Consider the following 24,832-nt stretch of genomic DNA (forward strand, 5'->3'; position numbering starts at 1 on the left):
TTTGTTTTTCAATTTTTCATATTAAATCAAAAGATTTATAATAAATAATCATGATATATTATTCTATAATTCATGAAAATTTTATCATTCATGAAAATTTTATGATTTAAATTTTTTAATTGGGGCTTTTTAAAATGTTTTTAAAAAGAGTTTATTATGGGATAATCTATTTTTTAGATTTATTGTATGAAATTGTCAAAGCTACTTATGATGTATTTATTAGGATAATTCATAAAGATATGATTGAACCTGTTGTTGTTGATATTCATACTGATTTAGAAAGAACTGTTTCTCAAACAATTTTAGCAAACAGTATTACTTTAACTCCAGGCACTTTAACTGTTGATCTTATTCCTGAGGATCAAATAATTAAAGTTGCAACTATAGCTCCAAGAGATACTGAAGATATTATTCCTTTTGAGAAATATATTAAAAAAATGTTGGAATAATTTTCTTTTTAAAATCTTATAATATGTGATAGTATGGAGATACTACTAATTTCAGAATATATTTTAATTATAGCACTTTTATTTATGATGTTAGTTGCTTTAAGACTTTCTTCTAAAAGGAGTATTTTATCTACTTTGATTGGTACTTCTGCAATCACTTTGACAATGGGTGTTTTATTAATCCTTATTGGTGAAGTATTTTCTATTAATTTCTGTAAGGATATAGCACTAGCAATTATATTTTTAGGTGTTGTAGGTACTATAGGTTATGCTGTTGTAGCGAGGAGGACTTAAACTATGTCTTTAATACTTAGTTATATACAATCTATTTTATTAATTATTTCTGCTATTTTAATTGTCTTTGTCGGAATTGGTATTCTTAGATTAAATGATGATTTAAATAATGTAGAATATGCTAAATTGCATATATTAGGAATATTGGATATGGCGTGTGTTTTAGCATTACTTGCATTAAATCAAATTCTTATTGCAATTCTTTACTTTTTAGTAACTCCTTTTGTAGCTCATGCTATTGCTAATGCATATTACTATAGTGAGGATGAACTTAACAACAATAAATGTGGGGATAATAATGATTGAAGTTTTTTTTTAGTTATTATTGTTACTTTAGTAGCTAGTATATTAGCTTTAGTACAAGAAGATTTATTAAAAGTAGCAATTTTATCAGGTATTTCTGGTATTGGTATTGCAGTTTTATTCCAGATTCTTTTATCTCCAGATGTAGCTTTAACACAAGCTATTGTAGGTGGAGCAATTACTCCTGTATTTATTGCTTTAGCTATTAAAAAAACACAGAGGATGGAAGGTGAATAATATGATAATAAGTACTCAATTATTATGTTTATTTACTGCTGGCGCACTTATTGTCATTGGTATTTTTTCAGCTATTTTTATAGACAATATTATTAAAAAAGTAGTTGGGCTTTCATTTATTGAAGAAGGAGTTAACTTATTTATTATATGTTTAACTTATAAAGAAGGAGGAGTTGTTCCTATATTCTTACCTGGAATGAATGCTAATTGGTTTGCACAGAATGCTGCTTATCCATTACCTCAAGCACTTGTATTAACAAGTATTGTTATTGGAGCAAGTACTTTAGCAGTTATGTTAGCTTTAACTATGGTTTTATATAAAAAATATGGTAGCTTAAGTGCTCATAAAATTTTAAATAATAAATATGATATGGGGGATGAAGAATGAATTATTTAATCCCTTTAATGGTAATTTTCCCAATATTTGCAGCTTTACTTATAAACTTATTTGAAAAACATAATAAAACAATTAAGGTCTTATCTTTTATTGTAGGTATTATTCTTCCAATAATTACTTTATTTGCAAATTATGGTTTACATTTCTTTGGTGGACATAAACCACTTATTGATACAAATATTACAGGTTTACCATCATATATAACTGGAACTAATATATATTCAATGCATCCAGCTATTACATATTCATTTACTCCATTAGCTAAAGTATTTATATTTATAATGTGTATTGTTGTATTTTTATCTGTATTTAGCTATTTAACATCAGAAAAAAAAGCATCTGGACCATTTTTATTCCTTGTATTTATGGGAACTGCAGCTGTTAGTGCAATGATGTTGTCTGATGATTTATTTAATATGTATGTATTTTTTGAGATTGCAGCTTTAATTCAAACAGGTATTGTTATTGCATCAAAAGCAGAAGATAATTATGAAACTGCTTTAAAATATATGATTATTGGTTCAATTGGTGGACCTATTTTATTACTTGGTATTACAATTTTACTTGCTATTACAGGTAGTGTGAATATAAGTGATATTGCATTTGTAATAAGCAATGTATTAATTAAATCTCCAAGTTCAAAAGCAGTAGTATTGTTCTCATTTGCATTAATCTTATTTGGTTGGTTATATGCATCTGGTTTCCCACCATTCCATATAATTAAATCATCACTTTATAGTAAATCTGAACCTTATGGATCTTCAATTCTTCAAGGAATGAGTTTACTTACATTAGTTGCTTTCCTTGTTGCAATGGCTAGAATTTTCTATTCAGTTAATATATTTAATGCAGCAATTCTTGTTGTTTCTATTATTGCAATGATTCTTGGAGTTTCAATGGCAGTTATGCAAACAGACTTTAGGAGAATGATTGCATATTTATCTGTTGGGGAATTAGGATTTGTTGGACTTGGATTTGGTTTAGGAACAAAATTCTCTATGACTGCAGGATTATTCCAAGGTGTTAATGAAATGATTGTTACTGCATTATTATTCCTTGGTTTTGGTTCTGTTGTATATTTAACTAATACTTCAAACACTAGAAAACTTGGAGGATTAATTTCTAAAAGTGAATCTATGGCAATTATGGTTTTACTTGGTGGTTTTGCAATGGCAGGTGTTCCTCCATTTAATGGATTCAGAAGTAAATTTATGATTATTCATGCTGCTTTACTTGCAGGATATCCAGAAATTGCAGTTATTGCTATATTAATAAGTATTGCAACATTCTTTGTATTTGTAAAAGCAATACATGGAATCTATTTAAAACCACAACCTAAAGATTTAGAATTTGTACATGATACTATCCCTAAATCTTTAATCTTTTCAGTTGCAGTTTTAACAATTATGTGTTTAATTTTAGGATTATATCCTGAAATTGTAACTGTACCTATTTCACAAGCTTTAGGAGGATTAATCATATGAGTTATTATGATGACTTCTTAAAATTTATTAAGGAAAAATTTTCTAAAAAGCATATGACTAATGAAAATGTTTCAGGAGCTATTGCTTCTGAACTTATTGTTATTTCATCATTATTAGTTATGGCTTTATTACTTAGACATATAAGTGTATTATTAACTGGTATTGTAATAATTGTTCTTATATTATTAATTGTAAGTAATTTACCTCTATCTATTAAATTATTTGATGAACAAGATGATTCATTAGATAAAATGATGTTTTATACTATTATGGCATTAGGTATTATAGTTAGTTTAATTTACTGGGGTGGTTTCTGATGGCAGATTCTATAAGAAAAGTATTAGCATCAGTAATAACTATACTCTTCTCTGTATCATTATTTGATGCATTATTTAAAATTAGTAAGATTATTACTCCGGGTATAAGTAAAGTTTATAATTTCCTTGGAACTCAAATTGAACCAAACATGGTTACTTTAATTGTATTTGATTGGAGAGGTTATGATACTTTAGGTGAATCTTTAATTTTAGTAACTGCAGTTTTAGTTGTTTTACTTGTATTTGGTAGAGGAAGACTTAAAGGAGATGACCAAAATGAGTAGTAAAGATGATGATATGAGTCCAATTCTTAAAATCTTTGCATTACCTGCTTCATTTATCTTTATTTGTGCAGGAATTTTAACTATACTTGGAGGACATATAACTCCTGGTGGAGGTTTCCAAGGTGGAGCAATGATTTCTGCTGGTATAATATTATGTATTTTAGTATTTGGTTTAGATAATTCTCCTATTGAACTCTCTGGTGATTTTATATCTACTATTGAATCTATTGGTGCTTTAGGATATGTCATTTTAGGATTAGTTGGTTTATATTTCGGAGGATCATTTTTATATAATGTAGGTACTGATTTTTATTCAATAGTACCAAGTTATATTGTACATATTTTCCATTATCCTGATGTTACAAATGCAGGTATTGTTCCATATTTTAATATTTTAGTAGGTTTAAAAGTATTTGTAGGTTTAACTGCTATAGTAATAGCATTTATGGCTTTTAGATCTTTAAGTGATGAGAAAGAGGAGGAAGAAAATGATTAATTGGGGACCTATAATATTTGGTTTTATATTTGGTTGTATAATTGGATCTAGATTTAGATTAGATAATTATTTTAATAAAACTTCTCTTCTTGTAATATTTATTGTAGCCTTAGTTGTAGCTTATTTAGAAGGAGCATTTCCATTTTATACCGACTTTACATTTGCTACAGGTTTTGTTTCTGCAGCTATTGCTTTAGTTATTACAAATTTAATCTTTGGAAGGAAAAAAAATTCTAATTCAGGAAAAAATACTGATTAAGGAAGTATGATTATGTTTTTATCTACAAATAAATGTGATGGAACTGGAGAGTGTATTAAACGTTGTCCTACTGAAGCTATACATTTAGTAAATGGTAGGGCATTTAGTTGTATTACTTGTGGTGCTTGTTATCGTTCTTGTCCAAATGATGCTATTTATAAAAATAGATATGGTGGATTTGTAGTTGATAGAGCAAAGTGTAATGGTTGTGGAATTTGCCAATATAATTGTCCTATAAACAATATTGAAATTACAGAAGATGGTGTTGTTAAAGGAATTTGTGCTCGTTGTGGTGCTTGTGTAGATTCTTGTCCAAATGGTGCTAGAATTGATGGTTTTACTTTATTTAAAACTAAACAATTAAATTATTTAAAATCTTTTGGTGTTGAACTTCCTGAGATGAATACTCCAACAATTTTTAATAATAAAACAGTTTCACGGCTTTCTATAAATACTAATATTGATGATTGTATTTTATGTGGTCGATGTGATTATTACTGTCCAACTAATGCAATTAATGTTACTATTGACAAGTCTGAAGGTATCTGTAATAATTGTGGTGTATGTGAGGATGTTTGTCCTACTAATTCAATAAAAAATGGAATAATAAATCATGATACTTGTAGTAAATGTTTAAAATGTCTTAAATCTTGTCCAAGTCATGCTATTAAATTTGAAGATTTTAAAATAAACATTGTTAAATTAAATCAAGAGAAAAATGATGGATCAATTGTATCTTGTTTAAACTGTGGATTATGTGAAGAATTAGTAGAAGGAGATTCCTTAGTTAAAATCAATAATAAATTAGTCTTTGATCCTAGTAAAGATTTTGATTCTTGTGATTTTGATGAAGCTATTAAAAAATGTCCAGTTTCTACTTTACATTTAAATAATGAAAGTGTTAATATTAATGGAATAATTAAAGATTCTTTACTTGAAGGTTATTGTGTATTATGTGGAAATTGTATTAATGTTTGTAATCAAGATGCACGTTATTTCACTACTGTAGAATGGGATGGTTCAGTATCTGATGATTGTATTCGTTGTGGTACTTGTGCAGAAGTATGTCCTCATGATTTAATCACTCTTACTAAAGATGGAATTCTTGTTGATTTAGATAATTGTATTTTATGTGAAACCTGTGGGATATATTGTCCTAAAGATGCAATTAAAACAACTACTCTTGCTAAAAAAGAAGTTCTCGATGGATTTAATCAAATTGATCCTAAATCTTGTATTTATTGTAAATTGTGTTATGATATTTGTCCAGAAGGGGCTATTGTTGATAATGGAGATAGTGTATCTGTTGATGAGGATAAATGTATTTATTGTGGAGCATGTTACAATATTTGTACATCAAAAGCAATTATATTTGATAGAAGTTTTGTTAATAAAAATCAGGTGTTTTAAATGAAAAATTTGATTAGAATAATGTTAGAAGGTGCTTTTTCTAACATTAAAAGAATTTTCTTTGCTTCAGATAGAGTAACTGATATGAAGTTAAGGGAAGATATCTTAAATGGTAATGTTAAACCTGAAACAAAAGTTGATGTTGATTCTTGTATTGGTTGTGGAGGTTGTGCTAATGTTTGCCCTACTGGAGCTATTACTATGAAAAAATTAAGTCAAGCTGAATGGTTAGCTGATGGTTGGGTTAAAAAAGAAATTCCAGAATTAGATTCAAGTAAATGTGTTGTATGTTATTGGTGTCATGATTTTTGTCCAATTTATGCATTGTTTGGATTACCTGCATCAATACATCCTAATTCTGTTGGAGAATTCAGTACTTCACCTAAAGATTTAATTGAAAAACCATTTAGGATACCTGAAGATAAAATTCAATTTATATCACAATATTTATCTGATAAAACTATTATTAAAAATCATGAAAAAAAATAAAATTGATTATTATTTATTAAAATTATTGTTATAGGAAGGTTGTTATGAGTTTAAAAACATATTCAAGAGCAAGAGCTATACATGTTATGCTAGTTTATACTGGTGGATGTAATGGTTGTGATATTGAAATAGTTAATTCTATACTTTCACCAAAATTTGATGCAGAGCAGTATAAAGTATTTTTAACATGGAATCCTCGTGAAGCAGATGTTTTAGTTGTAACTGGTCCTGTTACTCATTTAAATAAAAATCCGTTAATTAAAATTTACAATGCTATACCTGATCCTAAAATTGTTGTTGCTGCTGGTTCATGTGCATTAATGGGTGGAGTTTATAAAAATATTCATGGAGATATTCCATCTGAAGAAATAGAAGGTCCTGTTGATAAAATTATTCCTGTTGATGCTAAGATTCCAGGATGTTCTGTAAGGCCAAAAGATATTTTATCTGGTGTAGTTTCAATTTTACCAAAATTATTAGATGCAGATTAATTATTATTAATTCATATGGTTAAAAAAATTTAAGGGAGTTTAAAAATGATTGAAGATAAAAAGCCAAGTAAAGGTCAATTCATTGAGACAGAAGTTCCAATGGGTACTGTTCACCCTGCTGCTTTAGAACCATATCGTGTTAGATTTTTTGTAGAGGATGAAATTATTCAGGAAGCAGAAATCACAATTGGTGTAAACCATAGAGGTGTTGAAAGGATTATGGAAGGACTTCCTGTAGAAAAAGCTAATGCTTTAACTGAAAAGATATGTGGAATATGTTCTAATATTCATACATGGAATTCAGTATTAGTAGCAGAAAAAGGTTTAAATGTTGATGTTCCTGATAGAGCAAATTATATAAGAGTTATAATGGGTGAACTTGAGAGATTACATAGTCACTTACTATATTTAGCTCATGGTTGTGAAGTTTTAGGGCATGAAACATTTTCAATGAGAGTTTTTTATATTAGGGAAACTGTAATGGAATTACTTAATATGATTGGAGGAAATAGAGTTCAATATGGTGTCTCTCTTATTGGAGGAGTAAGACCTAGATGTGAACTTAATGATATGAGAATCCAAAAACTTGAAGAAGGTATGGATACACTTGAAAAAAATTTTAAAAACTTCGTTGATAGGTTTGTTGCAGATCCAATGGTTAATTCAAGAATTGAAGGTGTAGGATTTTTATCTCTTAAACAAGCTAAAAAATTAGAAGTTACTGGACCTTGTATTCGTGCATGTGGTTATGAACATGATTTAAGAACTGAGATGGAACAGTATAATGATTTTGATTTTGATGTTGTATGTCTTGATGGTTGTGATGTAAAATCTAATCTTTTAGTAAGGGCATTAGAATGTTTTGAGTCAATTAAGATTATAAGACAAGCTGTTAAAAATCTTCCTAATGGCCCTATAGTTAATAGGTCATGGGAGATGAGTGATTGTGGTATAATAAAACATTATATTGAAGCTCCAAGAGGAACATTATATGATTCATATTCTTTAGAAGATGGACGAGTTAGAAGTTCTATTATTAGAACTCCTTCTTTAACAAATATTGGAGCTACTCAATATGCTTGTATTGGAAATCATATTACTGATGGTCAATTATGTATAGTACAATGTGATCCATGTTTTACTTGTACAGATAGAGCTTTTGAAATTATAAATTTATAGAGGGAAAAATATGGTAGATATAAGTGTTTTGTATTCAATTATTGGAGTAATTATCACTTTAATTGTTTGTTTCATAATTGGATCATTTTTACCAGGTATTGAAAGAAAATTTGTTCATGCAAGAATTCAGCAACGTATTGGTCCGCCATTTACAGTTCCAGGTATTGTAGCACCAATTAAATTCATTTTTAAAAAGAATTTAGAACCTAACTCTCCAGCTCCTGGAATTTATAAATCATTACCTTTAGTTAGTTTTTTAGCTATAATATTTATATTATTATTTTTAACTCCACAAATGTATCCTATTTTCTTATTGAGTAATATTATTGCTATTGTTGGATTGTTAAAAGTAGAAGAGGTTAGTTATGTATTTATGGGTGCTTTATCTAAATCTGTTATGTCATTATCTATGAAGTTTCCAGATTTAGTTAAAGGTGCAGCTCATAAAGATGTAATTAGGTCTCATATTGAGGATATTAGTTCTAAAAGATCTCTTAGAATGATTACTTATGGTTCATTCCCATTATATTTAGCATTGTTTGTTCCTATTGTATGTTCTGGAAGTCTTTATATTTCAGATATTGTTAAATATCAACAAATTCATGGGCCTTTCTTATTTACTACTGCAGGTATTTTAGCTGCAATAGTGTTCTTTATTGGATCTATGGTTATAATGAATGAATGTCCATTTAATATAATTGAAGCAGAATCTGATGTTATTCAAGGACCATATATGGAATATTCTGCAGGTTATCGTTCAGTTATTTATTGGACTAAAGGTTTATTAATGTTTACATTAGCTGCATTATTTACAATATTTTTCATTGGTTTCCCTCTTAATATTTTCTCATGGAATATTATATTGTTTATAGTTGTTGCTTTAATATACACATTAATTGTTGGAATTTTAAGTGCATTTACACCAATATTTATTAATAGACAATTATATCCAATTATAATTTCTTCAACACTTCTTGGTGTTCTTGCAATTGTTATAGGAATTTTGGTTTAGAGTGATAAAAATGAAATTTGTAATGAGACCTTATCATATCTTAAGTTTAGGTGGATATATTGTAGAAAGAAATTTTCCATATAGAAATTTAATAATTGTAAATAAAACACCTGAACCTATTAAAATGGAAGTTCCTGTATTTGAGGAATCTTGGATTGAGGAACATAGAAAATTAGGTTTAGAAGTTATTCCTGTAAAAGAAGAAGATAATTATCTTATGATGTTTAAAAAAGCACATGCTGAATTAGATAAAATTAAGGCTAATTTATAATTCTTTTTATTCAATAACTTTTTTTTAATTTTATAATACTCTTTTTTATATTTTGATTTATATAATATAATATTAATTAATTTTTTTAAAAATCGTGATATAATGTCTAATTATTCAATAAGTATTAAATCTCAAGAAGAACCGGGAGTTTTAGAAAAAATTACTGATATTATTGCTGACCATAATATCAATATAGTTTATCTTTATCTCTTTGTTGAAAACAATACTAAAGGAAATATTAATTTAGAAATTGAAAATGTTTCTGATATTGATGCTTTAATAAATGACTTAAAAGCTTTAGACGCTGTTGAAACTGTGGAAATTTATGCATCTCAAGAAGATGTATTTGGAAAACGTATTATTATTTATGGTGGAGGAGCACAAGTATCTCAAGTTGCTTTAGGTGCAATTACAGAAGCAGATAGACATAATATTCGTGGTGAACGAATTAGTGTTGATACATTACCTGTTGTTGGTGAAGATAATATTGCAGAGGCAGTTAATGAGTTATCTAGAATTCCAAGGGTTAGTGTTCTTGTTCTTGCAGGTTCTTTAATGGGTGGGAGAATCGTTGATGAAATTAAAAAAATTAAAAAACAAAAAGATTTAACTGTTATAAGTTTAAACATGCCTGGTAGTGTTGTTGATGTTGCTGATTTAGTTGTAACTGATCCAATACAAGCTGGTGTTATGGCAGTAATGCAAATAGCAGATACTGCAGTTTTTGATTATAATATACTTAAAAAAAATCATAGAAAATTTTAATTTAATCTTAAAATCACATATCAATAGGATTTGTAAATTCTTCTTGACAAATTTCTTTATATTCACATTTTTTACATTTATTTAATTCATATCTTACTGTTGGTATTTCATTATTTATTATTATTCTTTTTATAGAATCAAGTATTCTAAATAAACTTTTTCTAAGATTTGCATCTACTACAACAGTTCTTCTTTCTGCAAAATTAAGATATTCTACAAATCCAACATATACATCTGTTTCAAATTCTTCTTCTATTAAAATACTATTACATGCAATTTCAATTGCATCATTATCCCATACTCCTTGTATTGGAGGAGTATTAAATTTATAAATTATTGGATAATATTTTCCTTTGATTATTTCTATTTTATCTATGGTTCCATTGATATCTAATTGTGAATCTCTTAAAAAATAGTTATACATTGATGTTGGATATATTATTTTATTTATATCATATCCATTTTTATTTGTTAAAATCATGAATCGTTTTACTCTTATTGATAATAATTTAATATTAAATTTACTTTCTTCAAGTAAATCTACTTTATATTTTTCAAAATCTACATTATCATATTCTTTGTACTTAAATATTTCATTTAACCTAGTTATTATATAGTATTTGATGTTTTTATTTAGTTCTTCCTCAATAGTTTCAACAGTCATAGATTTATTTATTCTTTTTAAATTTTTTTGTATAATGTCTTTTATATCAATTCTTAACTCTTTAATCTCTTTATTAAATTTATATCTTTTATTCTCTTCATTTTTTTGAATATTTTTTTGATAATATAAATTTAAAGGACAATACATATATGTTTTTATTGTGTTTAAATTAATCATTGTATCACTTCTTATATTTAATGATGTGAAATTATTGTATTAAATTATAAATTGGATAATATTTAAATATTTAAGTATAAAACTATTATAATCTTTTATTTTAAAAAAATATTTAATTACACACTATTATTTAGCTTTAAAAAATATTTTAGATTAAAAAAATAGTGTTTTTTGTTTAAGAATTGAATTTTTTCTGTATAAAAATAGTTTTTCTATTATTTAATGTATTTTTCTATAACAATGATTTTTATATTATATAAAAATTGAATTTCTTCTCTATAAAAATAGTTTCTATCTATAATTTTTACTTAATAATATTAAAAATAGTATAAATTAAAATTAGTTTAAAGTTTTTTAATTAATTTAATTAATAAAAAATATAATTAAATAGAATAGGATATTCTATTTATTAGTTTATATAATATTCCTTATATATGCTAGACTGGACTTTCTTTAAGTTTGATGTATTCTCCTAAAGATTCTCTTGTAGAACCTACAAGTATTCTATATTTAGGTTTTTCTCCCTTAGTAATAACTTTTTCAAGTTTACCTCTAGCTACTGCATGTTCATTTTCAAATACTTCTCCAGCATAAGTATGGGTAAATGAAGCAAGTTTGCTAATTTTTACATTAGGTCCTTCTAATACTTTAACATCTTTTATATCATATACTGCAGGATTATCCATAAATTCAAGTGCATTACTTATAGTACATTCAACTTTAGCAACACCTTGTGGTTCATAGATTGTATCTTCCCATTCTCCTTCAATTTCATCAAAGTTTCTAGTACATAATATATCAAATAATGTTCCTCTAATTACTCCTCTATTGAATTTTCTTGATTCATACCAACAAAATTCTTCTTTACTTAAACTATCATCTTTGATTCTTTTATGGTATAAACGTTCCCAAAATTGATTTTGAATTGGATTTAGTACTATTTTTCTTTTAGAATCTCCTTCTCCTACTTCTACTTCTTGATCATGGTATTTTTTAAAAGTATTCACTGCTTTTCTATGATTTTCAAGTCCATATACTACAAAATCTAAATCTGAACTTTCTGTTTTTTGAAGTCCTGGACATGTAGAACCAGAGATACCTAAATTTTCATAATCAATACCAGCAATATAATGGAAAAAGTCAGATAAATCAATTAATTTATTTCTTGTTTCATCAGATACTTTAGTATCTTTACCTTCTCTAATTTCTTTAAGACGATTTTCTGGTCTTATAATTTCATCTACTTTTTCAATAGGTACTCCCATCATTTCTACATTAGTGACTTCAGAGTAATAAAAGTATTCTGGATAATTTTCTCTTAAATATTTATAAGCTTCTTCTGAATTTACTTTTGAGTATCTTTTTCCGTTTTTTTCTCTATCTCCATTTGGATCTGGAATATATCTTAAAAAACAGATTATCCTATTATCAGGATGTAAATAATTTGTTGATGCAAAATATAAATCATCAGTACTGTGTATAAAGTCTCTTGTTCTTACTTTTATCATAACATCACTTGTTTTAAAAATTTAGTTTAAATTTATTTTTATTTATTATTAATATATTTCTTATTTATTATTAATTAAAAGTTTTTAATTGATTTTTTATTTATTATTAATTTTTTAGGTTTTATTAAATAATTTAATCTAATTTTTTCTATTAAATTTATATTTTAGATGTGGTTTTTTTATAAGAGTATGTTTTTTGTGGTTAGTTTATATTTTTAGATATGATTTTCTTGTAAAATTAAGTCTTTAAAATTCTATTTTTTATTAAAATTTAGGTATATTTAATAGATTAAAATCAAAATTAAAAATGTTTATTCTAAAAATTTCAACAAAACTAGAAATGTTAATATTTTATTTTATTAGAAATAAATATATTAACATATTATATTTTTTTAAATTTTATTAAGTGTTTTATAATAAAATTCAAACTTTTTAAAAATTATTGGAGTGGTTATATGTCTATTATACATAAACATATACAAGAAAAATTTTCATATGATGGAAGTCAAATAGAACCTATGTGGGCTTTTAGGGAATTTAATGTAAGAGGTTCCTCAATAATTTCTTGGAGAGGACCTATGAATATTCATCCAGAAAATATTAAGGATTTTGCAGATGTTGGTACTGAAATTAAATCAAATGAGATGTTTCATACTATGACTGAATTCTTTGATTGTCAACCAGCTAATATGAAAATTGCATATTTACGTCAAAGATTATTAATTCTAATTTTTAATGAACATTTAACTAAGAAAGGTATTATTGCTAATAGAGATGGGGATGATATTTATATTGGTGGAAGAAAACTTAGTGTATGTATTGCCACTGCATCAATAAGTTCTATGAAAATCCATTTTGCCCTTAATATTCGTGATGAAGGAACTCCAGTTGATGTAGATACTATTGGCCTTTTTGATATAAAGGATTCTAATGGTAATCAAATATTTAATGATGATAATGTATGTGATTTTATGAATGAAGTTTTAGATGCATATATTGATGAATTAAATACTTTAGATTTAGATATTAGTAAAACTAAAATTTTATAATCTTATTTATTCATTTAAATTACATATCAATTTAATCTAATTATATAATTAATTTAGATATTGTATTTTAATTATATTTTAATTTAAATTTTTATTAAATTTAGAATTTAATCTTATTTTAAATTTTAATGATATTTTTTGTTTAAATTAGTTATATGGTAATTTTTTAGTGGTGTTTAGATTTTTATAGGGTTTAAATTAGTTATATGGTAATTTTTATTAGTGTTTAAATTCTTATAAATTTTTTATATAAGAATTTATCATACTTAAATTTCTATAAAAATATATATTTTAAGATATTAATTTTAATTAAGAGGTTTTTAAAATGAAAATAATTATTAATGGAATAAATGCTAATTTAAGATTTTCAGCAGCTCATATGATACCAACTCATAAATCTTGTGGTTTTATTCATGGTCATTCTTATTTTGTTGATATTGAGATAGAAGGTGAAAAATCAGGAGATTTCAACTTTGTTGTTGATTTTAAAGAGGTTAAATCAATTGTTAAAGATATTTGTAATAGTCTTGATCATAGATTTTTAGTACCTATATACAATAATCACATGGATTTTAAAGATATTGATGATGAAGATTTATCTATTGAAGCTTTTGATGATTTTAAAAATATTCAATTTAAAATAGAACATAAAGGTTATACTATTCCTAAAGAAGATTGTGTACTTCTTCCTATAAAATATACTTCTGCAGAAGCTTTATCTGAATATTTTGTTGAAAAAATTTATGATAAACTTTCTAATACTAGTAATCTTAAATCAATTTCTGCATGTGTTAATGAAGGTATTGGTCAAGGTGCAATGTTTACAAAAACTATTAATTAGGTTTTATTATGTTGGAAGCTCCTATTGTTGAAATATTTTCAAGTATTCAAGGTGAAGGTTTACTTGTAGGTAGAAGACAAATATTTGTAAGATTTGCAGGATGTAATCTTAATTGTAGTTATTGTGATACTGAAGCAAGTAAATCTTCTAAAAATGGAACTCTTAGGAATGTTGATTATGTTGTAAATAAAATTAATGAGCTTAAAACTCCTGATTTACATTCTGTTTCATTTACTGGCGGTGAACCTAGTTTATATGCTGATTTTATAAAAGAAGTTATTGATAAAATAAATTTTCCAGGATTTCTTGAAACTAATGGTATATTAACTAAAGAAATTAATAAAATTGATAATTTGAAATATGCTTCTCTAGATATTAAATTACCTGAAAATTTAGAAGATGCTTTTGATTCTAAAATAATATCTTCAGAAATAGATTCTATTAATCTTTTAATAGATAAAGGAATTAATGTTTATTGTAAAATTGTGGTATTTCCAAATTTAGATTTGAAATTATTTGAAAATTTAATTTTTAATGTATCTAAAGCTATTAATAAAAAAGATAATTTATCAATTATAATTCAGCCAGTAAGTCCTATTGAACTTTGGAAAAATGATAAAGACAAATTATTTAAGTTTTCAGAGATTACAGGTAAATATATGGATGTTTTAATTATTCCTCAATTACATAAGTTTATGAATATTGAATGAATATATATTTTTTATTATATTCTTTGTATTTTTATTCATTTTTTCATTTTTTCATAGATTTTTTTACTTTTTTTATAATTTTTCATTATATTATTTATAAATTTTTTAGTTTTTTTCAATTTTTTATTTGTTTGTATATATAAAAACAAAAAACCATATAGAAAATATTATTATATATTAAAGATTTAATAATATTTGTTAAAAGGTGATTAAAAAAAAGTATTCTGTTTTTTATATTATACAATCTTAGTATTATTTTTATATTTTGTCTATATTTTCGATTTTTTAGGTATATTCAATTTTAAAAATTTAATCTAAGATTTTTTATTGTATAATATTTTTTTATTATCTTAAAAAAAATATGAGGTGTGTTCTATGAATGACAAAAGCACTAAAAGTTTTAAAAAATCAAGAAACAGAGGATCTATCGAACGTGAAACAAAAGAAGCTGATCATGATGGAGATGTAATGACATTAGTTTCAAAAGATGTTATTTCAGTACCTCCTACTACCTCTATTATTGATACAGCACATTTAATGATAGAACACGAATTTAGAAGAATTCCAGTTACAGATCCTGGTTCAAAAAAATTATTAGGTATTGTAACAACTATGGATATTCTTAGTTTTTTAGGTGGTGGAGATAAATACAATATTATTAAATACAAATGTAATGATAATTATCTCGCTGCAATTAATGAGCCTATTAAAGAAATTATGACTCGTGGTGTAATTACTATGAATCATAAAGCTACTATTAAAGAAACTGTTAAAGCTATGGTAGATAACCATGTAGGTGCAATGCCAATTGTTGATAAAGATGATAAATTAGTAGGTATTGTAACAGAAAGAGATTTCGCTTTAGCACTTGCAGGAGTTTTAACTAAAGAAACAGTTAATGATTATATGTCTTCTGATGTAATTACTATTACTCCAGGAACTTCATTAGATTATACAACTAAATTTATGGTAAGAAATAGTTTCAGAAGATTACCTATTGTAAGTGAAGATGAAATTGCACCAGAACATGGAGATAAAATTATTGGAATTGTAACTTCAACAGATATTTTAAGATACTTTGTTGATAAAAAATTCTTCTCACAAATGGATACAAATGTTGCATCTGACTTATTAGATGAAGTTAAAATATCTGAAGTAATGTCTAAAGGTGCAAGAACTGTTGAACCAACAACAAGACTTGGTGATTTCGCTGAATTATTAAAAGAGAAAAATATTGGTGGTGTCCCAGTAATTAGTCATGATCAAGTTGTTGGAATAATTACTGAAAGGGATATTATTAAAGCAATCAATGATAATTAAATTTTTAAATAATCTTATTTTATTATTTTTAAATTTATTTTTTTTATTGTAAAATTAAACACGTTAATAAATAGAAGGGGACTAAATTATGCAAATTAAAAACATTATGTCTGAAGATTTAATTACTATCGATAAAGATCAAAATCTTTTAGATGGATTAAAATTATTTAGGAAAAATAAAATTTCTAGATTACCTGTTATTAATACTAATAAAGATAATGAAAAAGAATTAGTAGGTATTGTATCTGAAAGAGATATTGCAAAAAAATTAGGTTCTTCTAAATATGAAAAACTCTCACCATCTGCATTACATATTTCATCTGTAATGGTAAAAGATGTTATTACTGTTGATGAAACAATGAACTTAGTTGATGTAGCTAATATAATGCTTGATAAAGGTATTGGTTCTGTTCCTATTGAATCTGATGGAATTATGGTAGGAATAGTATCTAAAGCAGACTTTGTTGGAATATGTTCTGGTAAAGCATATGAAAAATATACTGTTGAAGATATTATGACTAATGATATTATTTCTGTATCTATTGATGAAAGATTAGTTCATGCAAGAAGAGTTATTCTTGATAATCATATTGGTAGATTACTTGTAACTGAAGATAATGAACTTGCAGGAATTATTACATCAAAAGATATCATTAGATGTTTAATTGACTTTAAAAAACATACTCCAGATAAATATCAAAAATCACAAATTAAAAATCTTTATGTCAGTGATTTAATGTCTGGAAATGTTGAAACTGTCTCTAAAGATGAAAGTATTGTTGATGTTGCAAATAAAATGTTAGAAACAGGATATAATGGATATCCTGTTGTTGATGAAAATAATAAAGTTATTGGTATCATCACTCAAACAGATTTACTTGCTCTTGTAGCAGATTTAGAAAGTGACTAGTTTTTATTAAGCTATTTATTAAGCTAATTCTTAATATTTAGCTATTTTTTTACATTTTTTTTTGGAGGTTCTATTATTCGAGACATTGCTTTTTTAGGACCTGAAGGAACTTTTACACATGAAGTAGCATCTAGACTTAGTAATAATTTACTTACATGTGATTCAATTAATCATGTAATGGATGCTGTAATTGGTGGTAAATGTTCTAAAGGTGTTGTTCCTATTGAAAATTCTATTGAAGGTTCTGTAAATATAACTTTAGATTTATTAGTTCATTCTTATGATTTATTAATCGAAAAAGAAATAATATTTCCGATTAATCATAATTTACTTGCTCCTAAAGGTGTTAAACTTGAAGATATTACTGATGTATTTTCTCATCCACAAGCTTTAGCACAATGCCATAATTATTTAATAGAACATAATATTAAACCTCATCAAACATTAAGTACTGCTGCAGCATCTAAAAAAATTTCTAATATTGAACATTCTGCTTCTATAGGTACATTAAAGTCAGCAGAATTATATGGTTTAAATGTTTTAGAAAAAAATATTCAAGATGTAGATAATAATGAAACACGATTTGTTGTGATTTCTAATCATGATTCAAGACCTAGTTCTAATGATAAAACTTCTATAGTATTTTCATTATATGATGATAAACCAGGAGGTTTATATGAAATATTAAGTATTTTTGCTAATAATCATATTAATTTAAGTAAAATAGAATCTAGACCATCTAAACAAGGACTTGGAAAATATATATTTTTTATAGATTTGTATGGTCATAGAAAAAATGATAAAATATTTAGAGTATTAGAGGAAGTTTCTAAAGATACTTCATTTTTTAAGATTTTAGGATCATATCCAGTATTTAAACATTATTAGTGTTTTATTTTATCTTTTTAGTTATTGTTTATATTTTTTATTATAATTTGAATTAAAATAATTATTTATATTTTTAAAAATTAATTTTATTATTTTATTATTTTTATTTATTGATTTATTTTTTCTAAATATATTAAAAACATAATAAATTTATATGTTAATAATCTAATAAAAATTATATATAGGTTAATTTAAAGATTTAATTAAATATTAAAATTTTAAAAATTAGGTTGATGGTATTATTAATCCAGATAAAGAAAAGCTTATTAAAGTCATGAAAGAACTTAAAGCTGATCATCAAAATGGTAAGATTTCTGATGAGAAGTATAAGGAGTTATCACGACAATATATGATTAAGTTAAAAAAGATTGATGCTTCTAGTAGGATTAGAACCATGCAAGGTAGAAAACAGAAATATCCATCTTCTAATCAATATTCACAAGGTATTAGGCCAGATAAAAGGGCTGCAGAGTTAAGTAGATTAGAGGATGAAAAATTAGTTCAAAAATACATAGTTAATCCTAAAAAATCATCAAATAATCAAAGACCTAAATCTCATGGAAGTAATAGTGGTAAATGGAGTGTTATTGCAGTTGTTTTCTTAATTATTGCATTTACTGCTGGAATCGGATTTGGTATGTTGAACTTTGATTTTAAAGCAACAAATATTTCAAATGCATCTGCTATTGTTACAGATTCTGCTTTTCCTGCAGAAATTTCTAACAATACAACAGTAGGTACTACAAATTCATCTTCAATAAGTTCAACTTCATCAAGTACTGATTCATCATCTGATGTATCTTCAGGTACTTCTACAAGTTCTAGTTCTTCTTCAGGTACTAGTGATTCTAGTGGTTCTTCTAGTGGAGAATCTGGTTCTTCTTCAAGTTCTGATGGTTCTGGTAGTTCTTCTAGTGGAGGATCTAGTTCTTCTTCAAGTTCTGATGGTTCTGGTAGTTCTTCTAGTGGAGGATCTTCAGGTGCAGGTAGTACTAATTAATATTTTTATTAATTAATTTTTAATTTTTTTAGTTTAAAATGGTGAATATTATGAAAAAGTCATATTATGTTGTTGGAATTATTATTATTGTTTTAATAGTTGCTGCAGCAGTTGTCTTATCTAGTCATGATAGTAGTGCTAAGGGAAATAGTAATCAAACAGAGGTTCAAACAGTTTCTCAAGGTGGAGTTATTGTTAAATTCCCATCTGATTGGGTAGTGGCTAAATCTCAAACAAATGACACTGTTGTTGCAATTGCAGATTCTAAAACATTAGACTCTTCTAAAAATGCTAAGGTTAATGTTAATATTGAAAAAAGAGATTTAGATGGTCAAAATTTAAATACATACTTCAATAAAACATATACTTCTTTATTATCTAATTCATCAAATCAATTAATATCCTTAGGTAATTCAACAGCAATTAAAGATAAAGAATGTTATGAAGCAGATTATGTTTCAGATAAAGATGCAGATGCAAAAGAACATAGGGCAATTTGGGTTGAAAGTAATGGACAAGCTTATGTAATTTTATGTACTGCACCACAAAAAAGTTTTGAAAATTACAATAAATATTTTAATTATATTATAAATAATATTAAAATTGAATAATTCTTTTTTATTTATTTTTTTTTAAATTATATTAAAAAATCTATTATTTTTTTTACGAGGTTTTATTATGACTATAGTTTTATGTGTTACAGGTAGTATTGCAGCTACAAAATCAATTCAATTAGCAAGAGATTTAAGAAGACATGGACAAGATGTTAAATGTTTTATGAGTGAAGCTGCATGTGATATTATTAATCCTATTTCTATGGAATTTGCAACTAATCAAGAGGTAGTAACTAAATTAACTGGGAAAATTGAGCATGTTAAATATTCTCAAGAAGATTTAATTTTAGTTGCTCCTGCTACTGCAAGTACAATTAGTAAATTTGCTTATAAAATATCTGATACTCCAATCACTGCTCTTTTACTTGCTGCATATGGTCATAACACTCCAATATTAATGGTTCCTTCAATGCATGATGCAATGTATATAGGTATTAGTGAAAATCTTGATAAACTTAAATCTGAAGGAATTCATTTTGTAGATCCTAAAATGGCTGAAGGTAAAGCAAAATTCCCAGATATTGGAAATATTGTTCTTGAATCATTAAGATTAATAAATCAAAATAAATAAGTTTAATTTAGATATTATTAAGATTAAACCAAAATAAATAAATTTAATTTAGCTATTCTAGAATAATTAATTAAGAGGTATTATGTCTAATTCTATTTCTAATAAAAAAGTTCTAATTAATTTAGGTGGAACATATGAACCAATTGATCCAATCAGAGGAATTTCTAATAAATCCTCTGGTAAAATGGGTTTAGCTCTTGCAAAAGAAGCATATATTCGTGGTTATGATTTAACATTAATTGCAGCGAAATGTGATGTTGAAATACCATCTATTTTTAATACTCTTCATGTACAAACTTCTTCAGAAATGAATAACTGTATTAAGAAACTTATTCCCGATTTTGATATTTTTATTGCTACTGCAGCAATAAGTGATTTTGAACCTATTAAAATGCAATCACATAAAATTAATTCATCTTTAAATCTTTCACTAGAATTTAAACCAGTTGAAAAAATTATAAGACAAATTAAAGATATTAATCCTAATGTATTTCTTGTTGGTTTTAAGGCACAATATGATATTTCTGAAGAGGATTTAATAAATTGTGCAAATAAACAAATTAAAACTGCAGGATCAAATTTAGTTGTTGCAAATGATTTATCTCATGAAGGTTGTGGTTTTGGTTCTGATGATAATGAAGTTATTTTAGTTCGTGACAATGGAACTTATAAAAAAATAGCTTTATCTTCTAAAGATAAACTTGCAAAAATAATATTTGATGATATTGAAAATTCTCTATAAAACAATTATCTTTTTTTAATTTTTATTTTTAATTATTATTATTAATTAAGACATGATTTTTTAATATTATTTATCTTAGTTTTAGCTAGATTCATTTAAAATAAAATTCTTTAAGTTTAAAATTTTTATAAAAATAAGTTTTTAGTAAATCTAATTTTTATTAATTAAAATTATATTATATACTTAATATATCTAAAAATTTTATATATTCTTTTTAATTTATAAAATTTCTATTTAAAAATTATCTATTTTTTTAAATATAATATAAAATAAGTAATACTTTTTTATTAATTTTACAGACTTTTTAAATATTCTTTATTTTTTAAAATTTTCTAAAAGTATTTAATTTTTATATATAAATTGGTTAAAATAAGTTAAAATAAAAAAATAAGTTCAATCCTCTAGATAATATTATTTTGGAGTATTCATGGAGTGAATTCTATCTAGAGGCGGTCTTTTGAACTATTTCTTATATTGCATTAGCATATATATTTTTAATGTTCATAATATAAAAAGATTTCAATAGTATTACTTTTTTGATTTTTTTAAGTTAATTTTTACTTTATAAAAAATCATCTTTTTAATATTTAGACTATTATATTTTTTTTATATCTTATATGGGTATAGTAATAAAATATATTTTTTAATATTTCATTGTAATATTAATTTATTTAAAATATATCATTATTATTAATTAATATTCTTATAATAATATGAAATTTATAAGTTAATTTTATTACTTCAATTTTAAATTTATTTTTTATTCTTTTTAAGGAAATTTATTATTATTTCTTAATTTAAAATGCTTTTTTTACTAAGAAACAAATATGGTCTTTTTCATATGGTTCTAATTTGATTTTTTCTTCTATTGAAAAACCATTCCTTTTTAATATTTTTTCTTGTTCCTTAAAAACGGTTTTAGGTTTAATATTAACATTTATACTTCTTGATTTTATCATGAATACTCCTTGACCATTATCTTTCATAAAAAGATTCATATTGTCCATAAATAATTTTGTTTGGCTAGGTTGAGCAACATCACAATATACAATATCAACTTTTTCAAGTTTATTTATATATTCTTTAGGTTTTGTAGCATCATTTAATAATGGTGCTATGTTTGGTCTAGTTTTACAGAGTCTTGATAATTTTCTAAGACTTACTGGTGAAAATTCAACAGCATATATTCTTCCATTTTTAGCAATATCTGAAATATGGGATACTGTTGTACCAGTGGATGCTCCAAGATATAATATTGTTGAATCTTTATTTAATTCTAACTTTGATAATCCATTTAATAATGCAGCAGATAATTTAGATCTATGAGGATTCCATACTCTATATTCTTTACCTTCTTCATCTTTAATTAATTGCTCTCCATATACTCTAGTACCTGGAACTAAATTTACTGTAGCTATTTCTTTATCTGTTTTATAAATCTCCATTTTATCAACTTTTACTTTATTATTTTTTCCTACTTATTGTGTTTTAATTAGTGTCTTCGTTTTTTTCTTTTATGTCTTCTTTGTTTTTTTCTATTTTTATGTGGTTTTTTATGTTTACTTTCTTTATTCTTATTTTTTTGATTTTTTGTTTTTGGAAATGGATTTTCTTTTTCTATTATTTCTACTTCTTTTTCAAATTCTTCTTTAAGGCCTGGTTCATATTTATCTGTGAAATAATCTCTTTTTACTGCTAAACTAATTTTTAAAGCTAATTTTCTAGCTATCTTTCCACGATTCCAATAATTACTATTTCTAACTATAGGATCTTGATATATTAAACCATATTTCGGTGGATTTTCTCCAGTTTTTAAATGTCTAAATAATGCTTTTTCTGCACCCATAATTTGAATTGTACTTGCTGGAAACATTGCTAATCTTTTAAGACTTCCTGCATGAGAAATTAACTTAGCTCCTAATGTTGAACCTATTAAGTTTTGAAGGTTTGGTGCTATTTTTTTCATTTTTGAATTAATATATTCCTCAATATCTTTTCTTGATTCTTGTAATAATTTTATTGATTTTGCAAATTCATTTAATATAAATATATCATCTTTATCTAAATCTGCACCATTACTTATTAAATTGTCTTCTAGAGTTTCGCTGTTTTTAATTGCATCTTCTCTATTTTTAAAATCAGATACTAATTTAACATATGATTCATTATTATGCATTGTTTCAATTTCTGGAAAATAAATTGTTTCCCATTCTCTTAATCTTTCAATCAATTTAGAAATTCCTTCATCAATTTCATCAATTGAATTAATTGCTTGAATAAGTAATTTGTCTTCTTCTTGTGAAGATTCTTTCATTTTGTATACTGCAATTTCATTTGTAATATTAATTAATTTTTCAGTGTACTCTTCTTTATTATTAATAAAATTAATTTCTTTTAAAATATCTACTATATTTTTTCTTAAATATTCTCCAATTTTACTTGGCATTTCTATTTTAATTTTATCATAATTTTTAATATCTTTGTAGTCTGAGTGTTTATTTCTTGTTTCAATGATTATTTCATCACATGAATCATTAATATGACTAATTATTTCCCTTTCTTCACTAGTTATTTTATTTTTTTCTATTTCAATTAATTTATCTACAGTTTCTTCTTCTTTAAATAATATATAATCTATTAATTCAAAGTCACTATTGAAACATAAATAACCAGCAATACAATTTGTTATATAAAGTTTCATGATTTTATTTTATATATTTACATAATTATAAATTTTACATAATTCATAAATTATAATAATATTAATTTTAATAATTTTGTGGAGAAATCGTATGTTAGAAACTGAAATTTGTGGTGTAAAACTTAAAAATCCTTTGATGTTAGCAGCTGGAATTATGGGTAGTAATGCTAGTAGTTTGAATTGGATTTTAAGATCTGGTGCTGCAGCAGTTGTTACAAAATCTTTTTCAAAAGAACCTAATCCAGGTTATCATAATCCAACAACTGTTGAAGTTACTGGTGGTATTATTAATGCTATAGGTTTATCTTCTCCAGGTGTTGATGTTTTTTTAGATGAATTAAACTCTGTTGTGACTGATAATAATCAAGCTTTAATTGCATCTATTTATGGTGCTACTCCTGAAGAATTCACTTATGTAACTGAAAAAATTCAAGATAATGTAGATAGTATTGAGTTAAATATTTCTTGTCCTCATGCTATGGAAGGTTATGGTGCAGCTATTGGTCAAAATCCTGATTTAACTCATAAAATTATAAGTGCAGTTAAAGAAGTTTCTGAAGTTCCAATTATTGCTAAGTTAACTCCAAATGTCACTGATATTACAGAAATTGCAAAATCAGCAGAAGATGCAGGTGCTGATGGATTAAGTTTAATTAATTCATTAGGTCCAGGTATGAAAATTGATATTACCACTGGAAATCCTATACTTAAAAATAAATTTGGTGGTATGAGTGGACCTGCAGTTAAACCTATTGCTATTCGTTGTGTTTATGATGTTTATAATGTAGTTGATATACCTATAATTGGTGTAGGTGGTATTCAAAATTATGAAGATGTTGTAGAATTTTTATATGCTGGTGCAAGTGCAGTGCAAATTGGTACTTCTATAATGTATGAAGGTGTTGAAATATTCTCTAGAATCAACAAAGATTTAGAAAAGTTCATGATTAAACAAGGATTTAGTTCAATTAATGAAATGGTTGGTTTTGGACATAAATAA

The 24,832-nt window shown here is 25.2% G+C and carries 31 protein-coding genes and 1 pseudogene; 28 read left to right on the forward strand and 4 right to left on the reverse strand.

Annotated features, from left to right (window positions below):
* Window positions 1-134 precede the first annotated feature (134 nt).
* From T523_RS06725 to T523_RS06800, 17 genes are all read left to right on the forward strand, one after another.
* Entirely contained in the window at window positions 135-449 is a 315-nt protein-coding gene (locus T523_RS06725) for a Na+/H+ antiporter subunit E (RefSeq protein ID WP_042708180.1), read from the forward strand.
* A gap of 33 nt (window positions 450-482) precedes the next feature.
* The gene (locus T523_RS06730; protein WP_042708181.1) at window positions 483-743 is read left to right on the forward strand and encodes a hypothetical protein; all 261 of its coding nucleotides are present in this window, start codon (window positions 483-485) and stop codon (window positions 741-743) included.
* A 3-nt stretch (window positions 744-746) separates the two neighbouring features.
* Window positions 747-1,049: a monovalent cation/H(+) antiporter subunit G gene (locus T523_RS06735; protein ID WP_042708182.1), complete on the forward strand. Its 303-nt coding sequence runs from the start codon at window positions 747-749 to the stop codon at window positions 1,047-1,049.
* A gap of 15 nt (window positions 1,050-1,064) precedes the next feature.
* A complete protein-coding gene (locus tag T523_RS08895; protein WP_084486464.1) occupies window positions 1,065-1,283 on the forward strand; it encodes a DUF4040 domain-containing protein in 219 nt (72 codons plus the stop codon).
* A gap of 4 nt (window positions 1,284-1,287) precedes the next feature.
* Window positions 1,288-1,671: a cation:proton antiporter subunit C gene (locus T523_RS06740; RefSeq protein WP_394296276.1), complete on the forward strand. Its 384-nt coding sequence runs from the start codon at window positions 1,288-1,290 to the stop codon at window positions 1,669-1,671.
* On the forward strand, window positions 1,668-3,164 hold the full coding sequence (gene ehbF, locus T523_RS06745) for an energy conserving hydrogenase EhbF (RefSeq protein WP_042708185.1): 1,497 nt from the start codon (window positions 1,668-1,670) through the stop codon (window positions 3,162-3,164). Before T523_RS06740 ends, ehbF begins: the two co-directional genes overlap by 4 nt.
* A complete protein-coding gene (locus T523_RS06750; protein ID WP_042708187.1) occupies window positions 3,161-3,481 on the forward strand; it encodes a hypothetical protein in 321 nt (106 codons plus the stop codon). Before ehbF ends, T523_RS06750 begins: the two co-directional genes overlap by 4 nt.
* Window positions 3,481-3,765 (forward strand): hypothetical protein, encoded by a 285-nt coding sequence (locus T523_RS06755; protein ID WP_042708188.1) that lies wholly within the window; start codon window positions 3,481-3,483, stop codon window positions 3,763-3,765. The genes T523_RS06750 and T523_RS06755 overlap by 1 nt, the downstream gene beginning before the upstream one ends.
* A gap of 13 nt (window positions 3,766-3,778) precedes the next feature.
* Entirely contained in the window at window positions 3,779-4,261 is a 483-nt protein-coding gene (locus T523_RS06760) for an MnhB domain-containing protein (protein WP_042708322.1), read from the forward strand.
* Window positions 4,254-4,520 (forward strand): hypothetical protein, encoded by a 267-nt coding sequence (locus T523_RS06765; RefSeq protein WP_042708189.1) that lies wholly within the window; start codon window positions 4,254-4,256, stop codon window positions 4,518-4,520. The genes T523_RS06760 and T523_RS06765 overlap by 8 nt, the downstream gene beginning before the upstream one ends.
* A 12-nt stretch (window positions 4,521-4,532) precedes the next feature.
* The gene (locus T523_RS06770) at window positions 4,533-5,930 is read left to right on the forward strand and encodes a 4Fe-4S binding protein (RefSeq protein ID WP_042708190.1); all 1,398 of its coding nucleotides are present in this window, start codon (window positions 4,533-4,535) and stop codon (window positions 5,928-5,930) included.
* Complete coding sequence (locus tag T523_RS06775; RefSeq protein ID WP_042708191.1) at window positions 5,931-6,419, forward strand: 4Fe-4S binding protein; 489 nt, start codon at window positions 5,931-5,933, stop codon at window positions 6,417-6,419.
* A gap of 44 nt (window positions 6,420-6,463) precedes the next feature.
* A complete protein-coding gene (locus T523_RS06780) occupies window positions 6,464-6,910 on the forward strand; it encodes an NADH-quinone oxidoreductase subunit B family protein (protein WP_042708192.1) in 447 nt (148 codons plus the stop codon).
* A 45-nt stretch (window positions 6,911-6,955) separates the two neighbouring features.
* On the forward strand, window positions 6,956-8,089 hold the full coding sequence (locus T523_RS06785) for a hydrogenase large subunit (RefSeq protein ID WP_042708193.1): 1,134 nt from the start codon (window positions 6,956-6,958) through the stop codon (window positions 8,087-8,089).
* 10 nt (window positions 8,090-8,099) lie between these two features.
* Window positions 8,100-9,101, forward strand: coding sequence for a respiratory chain complex I subunit 1 family protein (locus T523_RS06790; RefSeq protein ID WP_042708194.1), 1,002 nt, complete (start codon window positions 8,100-8,102; stop codon window positions 9,099-9,101).
* Between the two features lie 10 nt (window positions 9,102-9,111).
* Window positions 9,112-9,372 carry an energy-converting hydrogenase B subunit P gene (locus T523_RS06795; protein WP_042708195.1) on the forward strand — a complete coding sequence of 87 codons (261 nt, stop codon included), beginning with the start codon at window positions 9,112-9,114 and terminating at the stop codon, window positions 9,370-9,372.
* 102 nt (window positions 9,373-9,474) lie between these two features.
* On the forward strand, window positions 9,475-10,137 hold the full coding sequence (locus tag T523_RS06800; protein WP_042708196.1) for a DUF5612 domain-containing protein: 663 nt from the start codon (window positions 9,475-9,477) through the stop codon (window positions 10,135-10,137).
* Between the two features lie 13 nt (window positions 10,138-10,150).
* Here the strand turns inward: T523_RS06800 and T523_RS09055 are convergent, their stop codons facing one another.
* Complete coding sequence (locus tag T523_RS09055) at window positions 10,151-10,978, reverse strand: CRISPR-associated protein Cas4 (protein ID WP_042708197.1); 828 nt, start codon at window positions 10,976-10,978, stop codon at window positions 10,151-10,153.
* Window positions 10,979-11,415: 437 nt separating this feature from the next.
* Complete coding sequence (locus T523_RS06810; RefSeq protein WP_042708198.1) at window positions 11,416-12,486, reverse strand: DNA polymerase subunit beta; 1,071 nt, start codon at window positions 12,484-12,486, stop codon at window positions 11,416-11,418.
* A gap of 455 nt (window positions 12,487-12,941) precedes the next feature.
* Between T523_RS06810 and T523_RS06815 the strand changes: the two genes are divergently transcribed.
* The 10 genes from T523_RS06815 to T523_RS06860 all read left to right on the forward strand — a co-directional run bounded on the left by T523_RS06815 (window position 12,942) and on the right by T523_RS06860 (window position 21,131).
* On the forward strand, window positions 12,942-13,535 hold the full coding sequence (locus T523_RS06815) for a DUF366 family protein (protein ID WP_042708199.1): 594 nt from the start codon (window positions 12,942-12,944) through the stop codon (window positions 13,533-13,535).
* A gap of 325 nt (window positions 13,536-13,860) precedes the next feature.
* Window positions 13,861-14,376 carry a 6-carboxytetrahydropterin synthase gene (locus T523_RS06820; RefSeq protein ID WP_042708200.1) on the forward strand — a complete coding sequence of 172 codons (516 nt, stop codon included), beginning with the start codon at window positions 13,861-13,863 and terminating at the stop codon, window positions 14,374-14,376.
* Between the two features lie 8 nt (window positions 14,377-14,384).
* A complete protein-coding gene (locus tag T523_RS06825) occupies window positions 14,385-15,086 on the forward strand; it encodes a 7-carboxy-7-deazaguanine synthase QueE (protein WP_052334672.1) in 702 nt (233 codons plus the stop codon).
* A 375-nt stretch (window positions 15,087-15,461) separates the two neighbouring features.
* The gene (locus T523_RS06830; protein WP_042708201.1) at window positions 15,462-16,406 is read left to right on the forward strand and encodes a CBS domain-containing protein; all 945 of its coding nucleotides are present in this window, start codon (window positions 15,462-15,464) and stop codon (window positions 16,404-16,406) included.
* A gap of 88 nt (window positions 16,407-16,494) precedes the next feature.
* Window positions 16,495-17,316 (forward strand): CBS domain-containing protein, encoded by an 822-nt coding sequence (locus T523_RS06835; RefSeq protein WP_042708202.1) that lies wholly within the window; start codon window positions 16,495-16,497, stop codon window positions 17,314-17,316.
* A gap of 72 nt (window positions 17,317-17,388) precedes the next feature.
* Window positions 17,389-18,204: a prephenate dehydratase gene (gene pheA / locus T523_RS06840; RefSeq protein WP_042708203.1), complete on the forward strand. Its 816-nt coding sequence runs from the start codon at window positions 17,389-17,391 to the stop codon at window positions 18,202-18,204.
* 274 nt (window positions 18,205-18,478) lie between these two features.
* Window positions 18,479-19,204: a hypothetical protein gene (locus tag T523_RS06845; RefSeq protein ID WP_156929610.1), complete on the forward strand. Its 726-nt coding sequence runs from the start codon at window positions 18,479-18,481 to the stop codon at window positions 19,202-19,204.
* A gap of 50 nt (window positions 19,205-19,254) precedes the next feature.
* Entirely contained in the window at window positions 19,255-19,815 is a 561-nt protein-coding gene (locus T523_RS06850; protein WP_052334674.1) for a hypothetical protein, read from the forward strand.
* A gap of 67 nt (window positions 19,816-19,882) precedes the next feature.
* Complete coding sequence (locus T523_RS06855; protein WP_042708204.1) at window positions 19,883-20,389, forward strand: flavoprotein; 507 nt, start codon at window positions 19,883-19,885, stop codon at window positions 20,387-20,389.
* A gap of 82 nt (window positions 20,390-20,471) precedes the next feature.
* Complete coding sequence (locus T523_RS06860) at window positions 20,472-21,131, forward strand: phosphopantothenoylcysteine decarboxylase domain-containing protein (protein WP_052334675.1); 660 nt, start codon at window positions 20,472-20,474, stop codon at window positions 21,129-21,131.
* Between the two features lie 797 nt (window positions 21,132-21,928).
* Here T523_RS06860 and T523_RS06865 read toward each other — a convergent pair.
* Both T523_RS06865 and T523_RS06870 read right to left on the reverse strand, forming a co-directional pair.
* Window positions 21,929-22,582: pseudogene (locus T523_RS06865) on the reverse strand (fibrillarin-like rRNA/tRNA 2'-O-methyltransferase); the annotation flags it as partial.
* Between the two features lie 41 nt (window positions 22,583-22,623).
* The gene (locus T523_RS06870) at window positions 22,624-23,832 is read right to left on the reverse strand and encodes an NOP5/NOP56 family protein (RefSeq protein ID WP_042708206.1); all 1,209 of its coding nucleotides are present in this window, start codon (window positions 23,830-23,832) and stop codon (window positions 22,624-22,626) included.
* A 91-nt stretch (window positions 23,833-23,923) separates the two neighbouring features.
* On the opposite strand from T523_RS06870, the gene T523_RS06875 reads away from it, so the two are divergent.
* Complete coding sequence (locus T523_RS06875) at window positions 23,924-24,832, forward strand: dihydroorotate dehydrogenase (RefSeq protein ID WP_042708208.1); 909 nt, start codon at window positions 23,924-23,926, stop codon at window positions 24,830-24,832.

Origin of the sequence: Methanobrevibacter wolinii SH, from assembly GCF_000621965.1 — an archaeon.
In the GTDB taxonomy this organism is placed as follows: Archaea; Methanobacteriota; Methanobacteria; order Methanobacteriales; family Methanobacteriaceae; genus Methanarmilla; species Methanarmilla wolinii.

Bases quoted from the DNA above. Each gene is read 5' to 3' on its own strand.
- T523_RS06735 (WP_042708182.1), top strand. From the start codon at position 747: ATGTCTTTAATACTTAGTTATATACAATCTATTTTATTAATTATTTCT.
- T523_RS06810 (WP_042708198.1), bottom strand. From the start codon at position 12,486: ATGATAAAAGTAAGAACAAGAGACTTTATACACAGTACTGATGATTTA.
- T523_RS06780 (WP_042708192.1), top strand. From the start codon at position 6,464: ATGAGTTTAAAAACATATTCAAGAGCAAGAGCTATACATGTTATGCTA.
- T523_RS06730 (WP_042708181.1), top strand. From the start codon at position 483: ATGGAGATACTACTAATTTCAGAATATATTTTAATTATAGCACTTTTA.
- T523_RS06850 (WP_052334674.1), top strand. From the start codon at position 19,255: ATGAAAAAGTCATATTATGTTGTTGGAATTATTATTATTGTTTTAATA.
- T523_RS06755 (WP_042708188.1), top strand. From the start codon at position 3,481: ATGGCAGATTCTATAAGAAAAGTATTAGCATCAGTAATAACTATACTC.
- ehbF (WP_042708185.1), top strand. From the start codon at position 1,668: ATGAATTATTTAATCCCTTTAATGGTAATTTTCCCAATATTTGCAGCT.
- T523_RS06825 (WP_052334672.1), top strand. From the start codon at position 14,385: ATGTTGGAAGCTCCTATTGTTGAAATATTTTCAAGTATTCAAGGTGAA.
- T523_RS06815 (WP_042708199.1), top strand. From the start codon at position 12,942: ATGTCTATTATACATAAACATATACAAGAAAAATTTTCATATGATGGA.
- T523_RS06860 (WP_052334675.1), top strand. From the start codon at position 20,472: ATGTCTAATTCTATTTCTAATAAAAAAGTTCTAATTAATTTAGGTGGA.
- T523_RS06795 (WP_042708195.1), top strand. From the start codon at position 9,112: ATGAAATTTGTAATGAGACCTTATCATATCTTAAGTTTAGGTGGATAT.
- T523_RS09055 (WP_042708197.1), bottom strand. From the start codon at position 10,978: ATGATTAATTTAAACACAATAAAAACATATATGTATTGTCCTTTAAAT.
- T523_RS06790 (WP_042708194.1), top strand. From the start codon at position 8,100: ATGGTAGATATAAGTGTTTTGTATTCAATTATTGGAGTAATTATCACT.
- T523_RS06775 (WP_042708191.1), top strand. From the start codon at position 5,931: ATGAAAAATTTGATTAGAATAATGTTAGAAGGTGCTTTTTCTAACATT.
- T523_RS06725 (WP_042708180.1), top strand. From the start codon at position 135: ATGTTTTTAAAAAGAGTTTATTATGGGATAATCTATTTTTTAGATTTA.
- T523_RS06760 (WP_042708322.1), top strand. From the start codon at position 3,779: ATGAGTCCAATTCTTAAAATCTTTGCATTACCTGCTTCATTTATCTTT.
- T523_RS06870 (WP_042708206.1), bottom strand. From the start codon at position 23,832: ATGAAACTTTATATAACAAATTGTATTGCTGGTTATTTATGTTTCAAT.
- T523_RS06785 (WP_042708193.1), top strand. From the start codon at position 6,956: ATGATTGAAGATAAAAAGCCAAGTAAAGGTCAATTCATTGAGACAGAA.
- T523_RS06875 (WP_042708208.1), top strand. From the start codon at position 23,924: ATGTTAGAAACTGAAATTTGTGGTGTAAAACTTAAAAATCCTTTGATG.
- T523_RS06800 (WP_042708196.1), top strand. From the start codon at position 9,475: ATGTCTAATTATTCAATAAGTATTAAATCTCAAGAAGAACCGGGAGTT.
- T523_RS06765 (WP_042708189.1), top strand. From the start codon at position 4,254: ATGATTAATTGGGGACCTATAATATTTGGTTTTATATTTGGTTGTATA.
- T523_RS06855 (WP_042708204.1), top strand. From the start codon at position 19,883: ATGACTATAGTTTTATGTGTTACAGGTAGTATTGCAGCTACAAAATCA.
- T523_RS06750 (WP_042708187.1), top strand. From the start codon at position 3,161: ATGAGTTATTATGATGACTTCTTAAAATTTATTAAGGAAAAATTTTCT.
- T523_RS06820 (WP_042708200.1), top strand. From the start codon at position 13,861: ATGAAAATAATTATTAATGGAATAAATGCTAATTTAAGATTTTCAGCA.
- T523_RS06830 (WP_042708201.1), top strand. From the start codon at position 15,462: ATGAATGACAAAAGCACTAAAAGTTTTAAAAAATCAAGAAACAGAGGA.
- T523_RS06835 (WP_042708202.1), top strand. From the start codon at position 16,495: ATGCAAATTAAAAACATTATGTCTGAAGATTTAATTACTATCGATAAA.
- T523_RS06845 (WP_156929610.1), top strand. From the start codon at position 18,479: ATGAAAGAACTTAAAGCTGATCATCAAAATGGTAAGATTTCTGATGAG.
- T523_RS06770 (WP_042708190.1), top strand. From the start codon at position 4,533: ATGTTTTTATCTACAAATAAATGTGATGGAACTGGAGAGTGTATTAAA.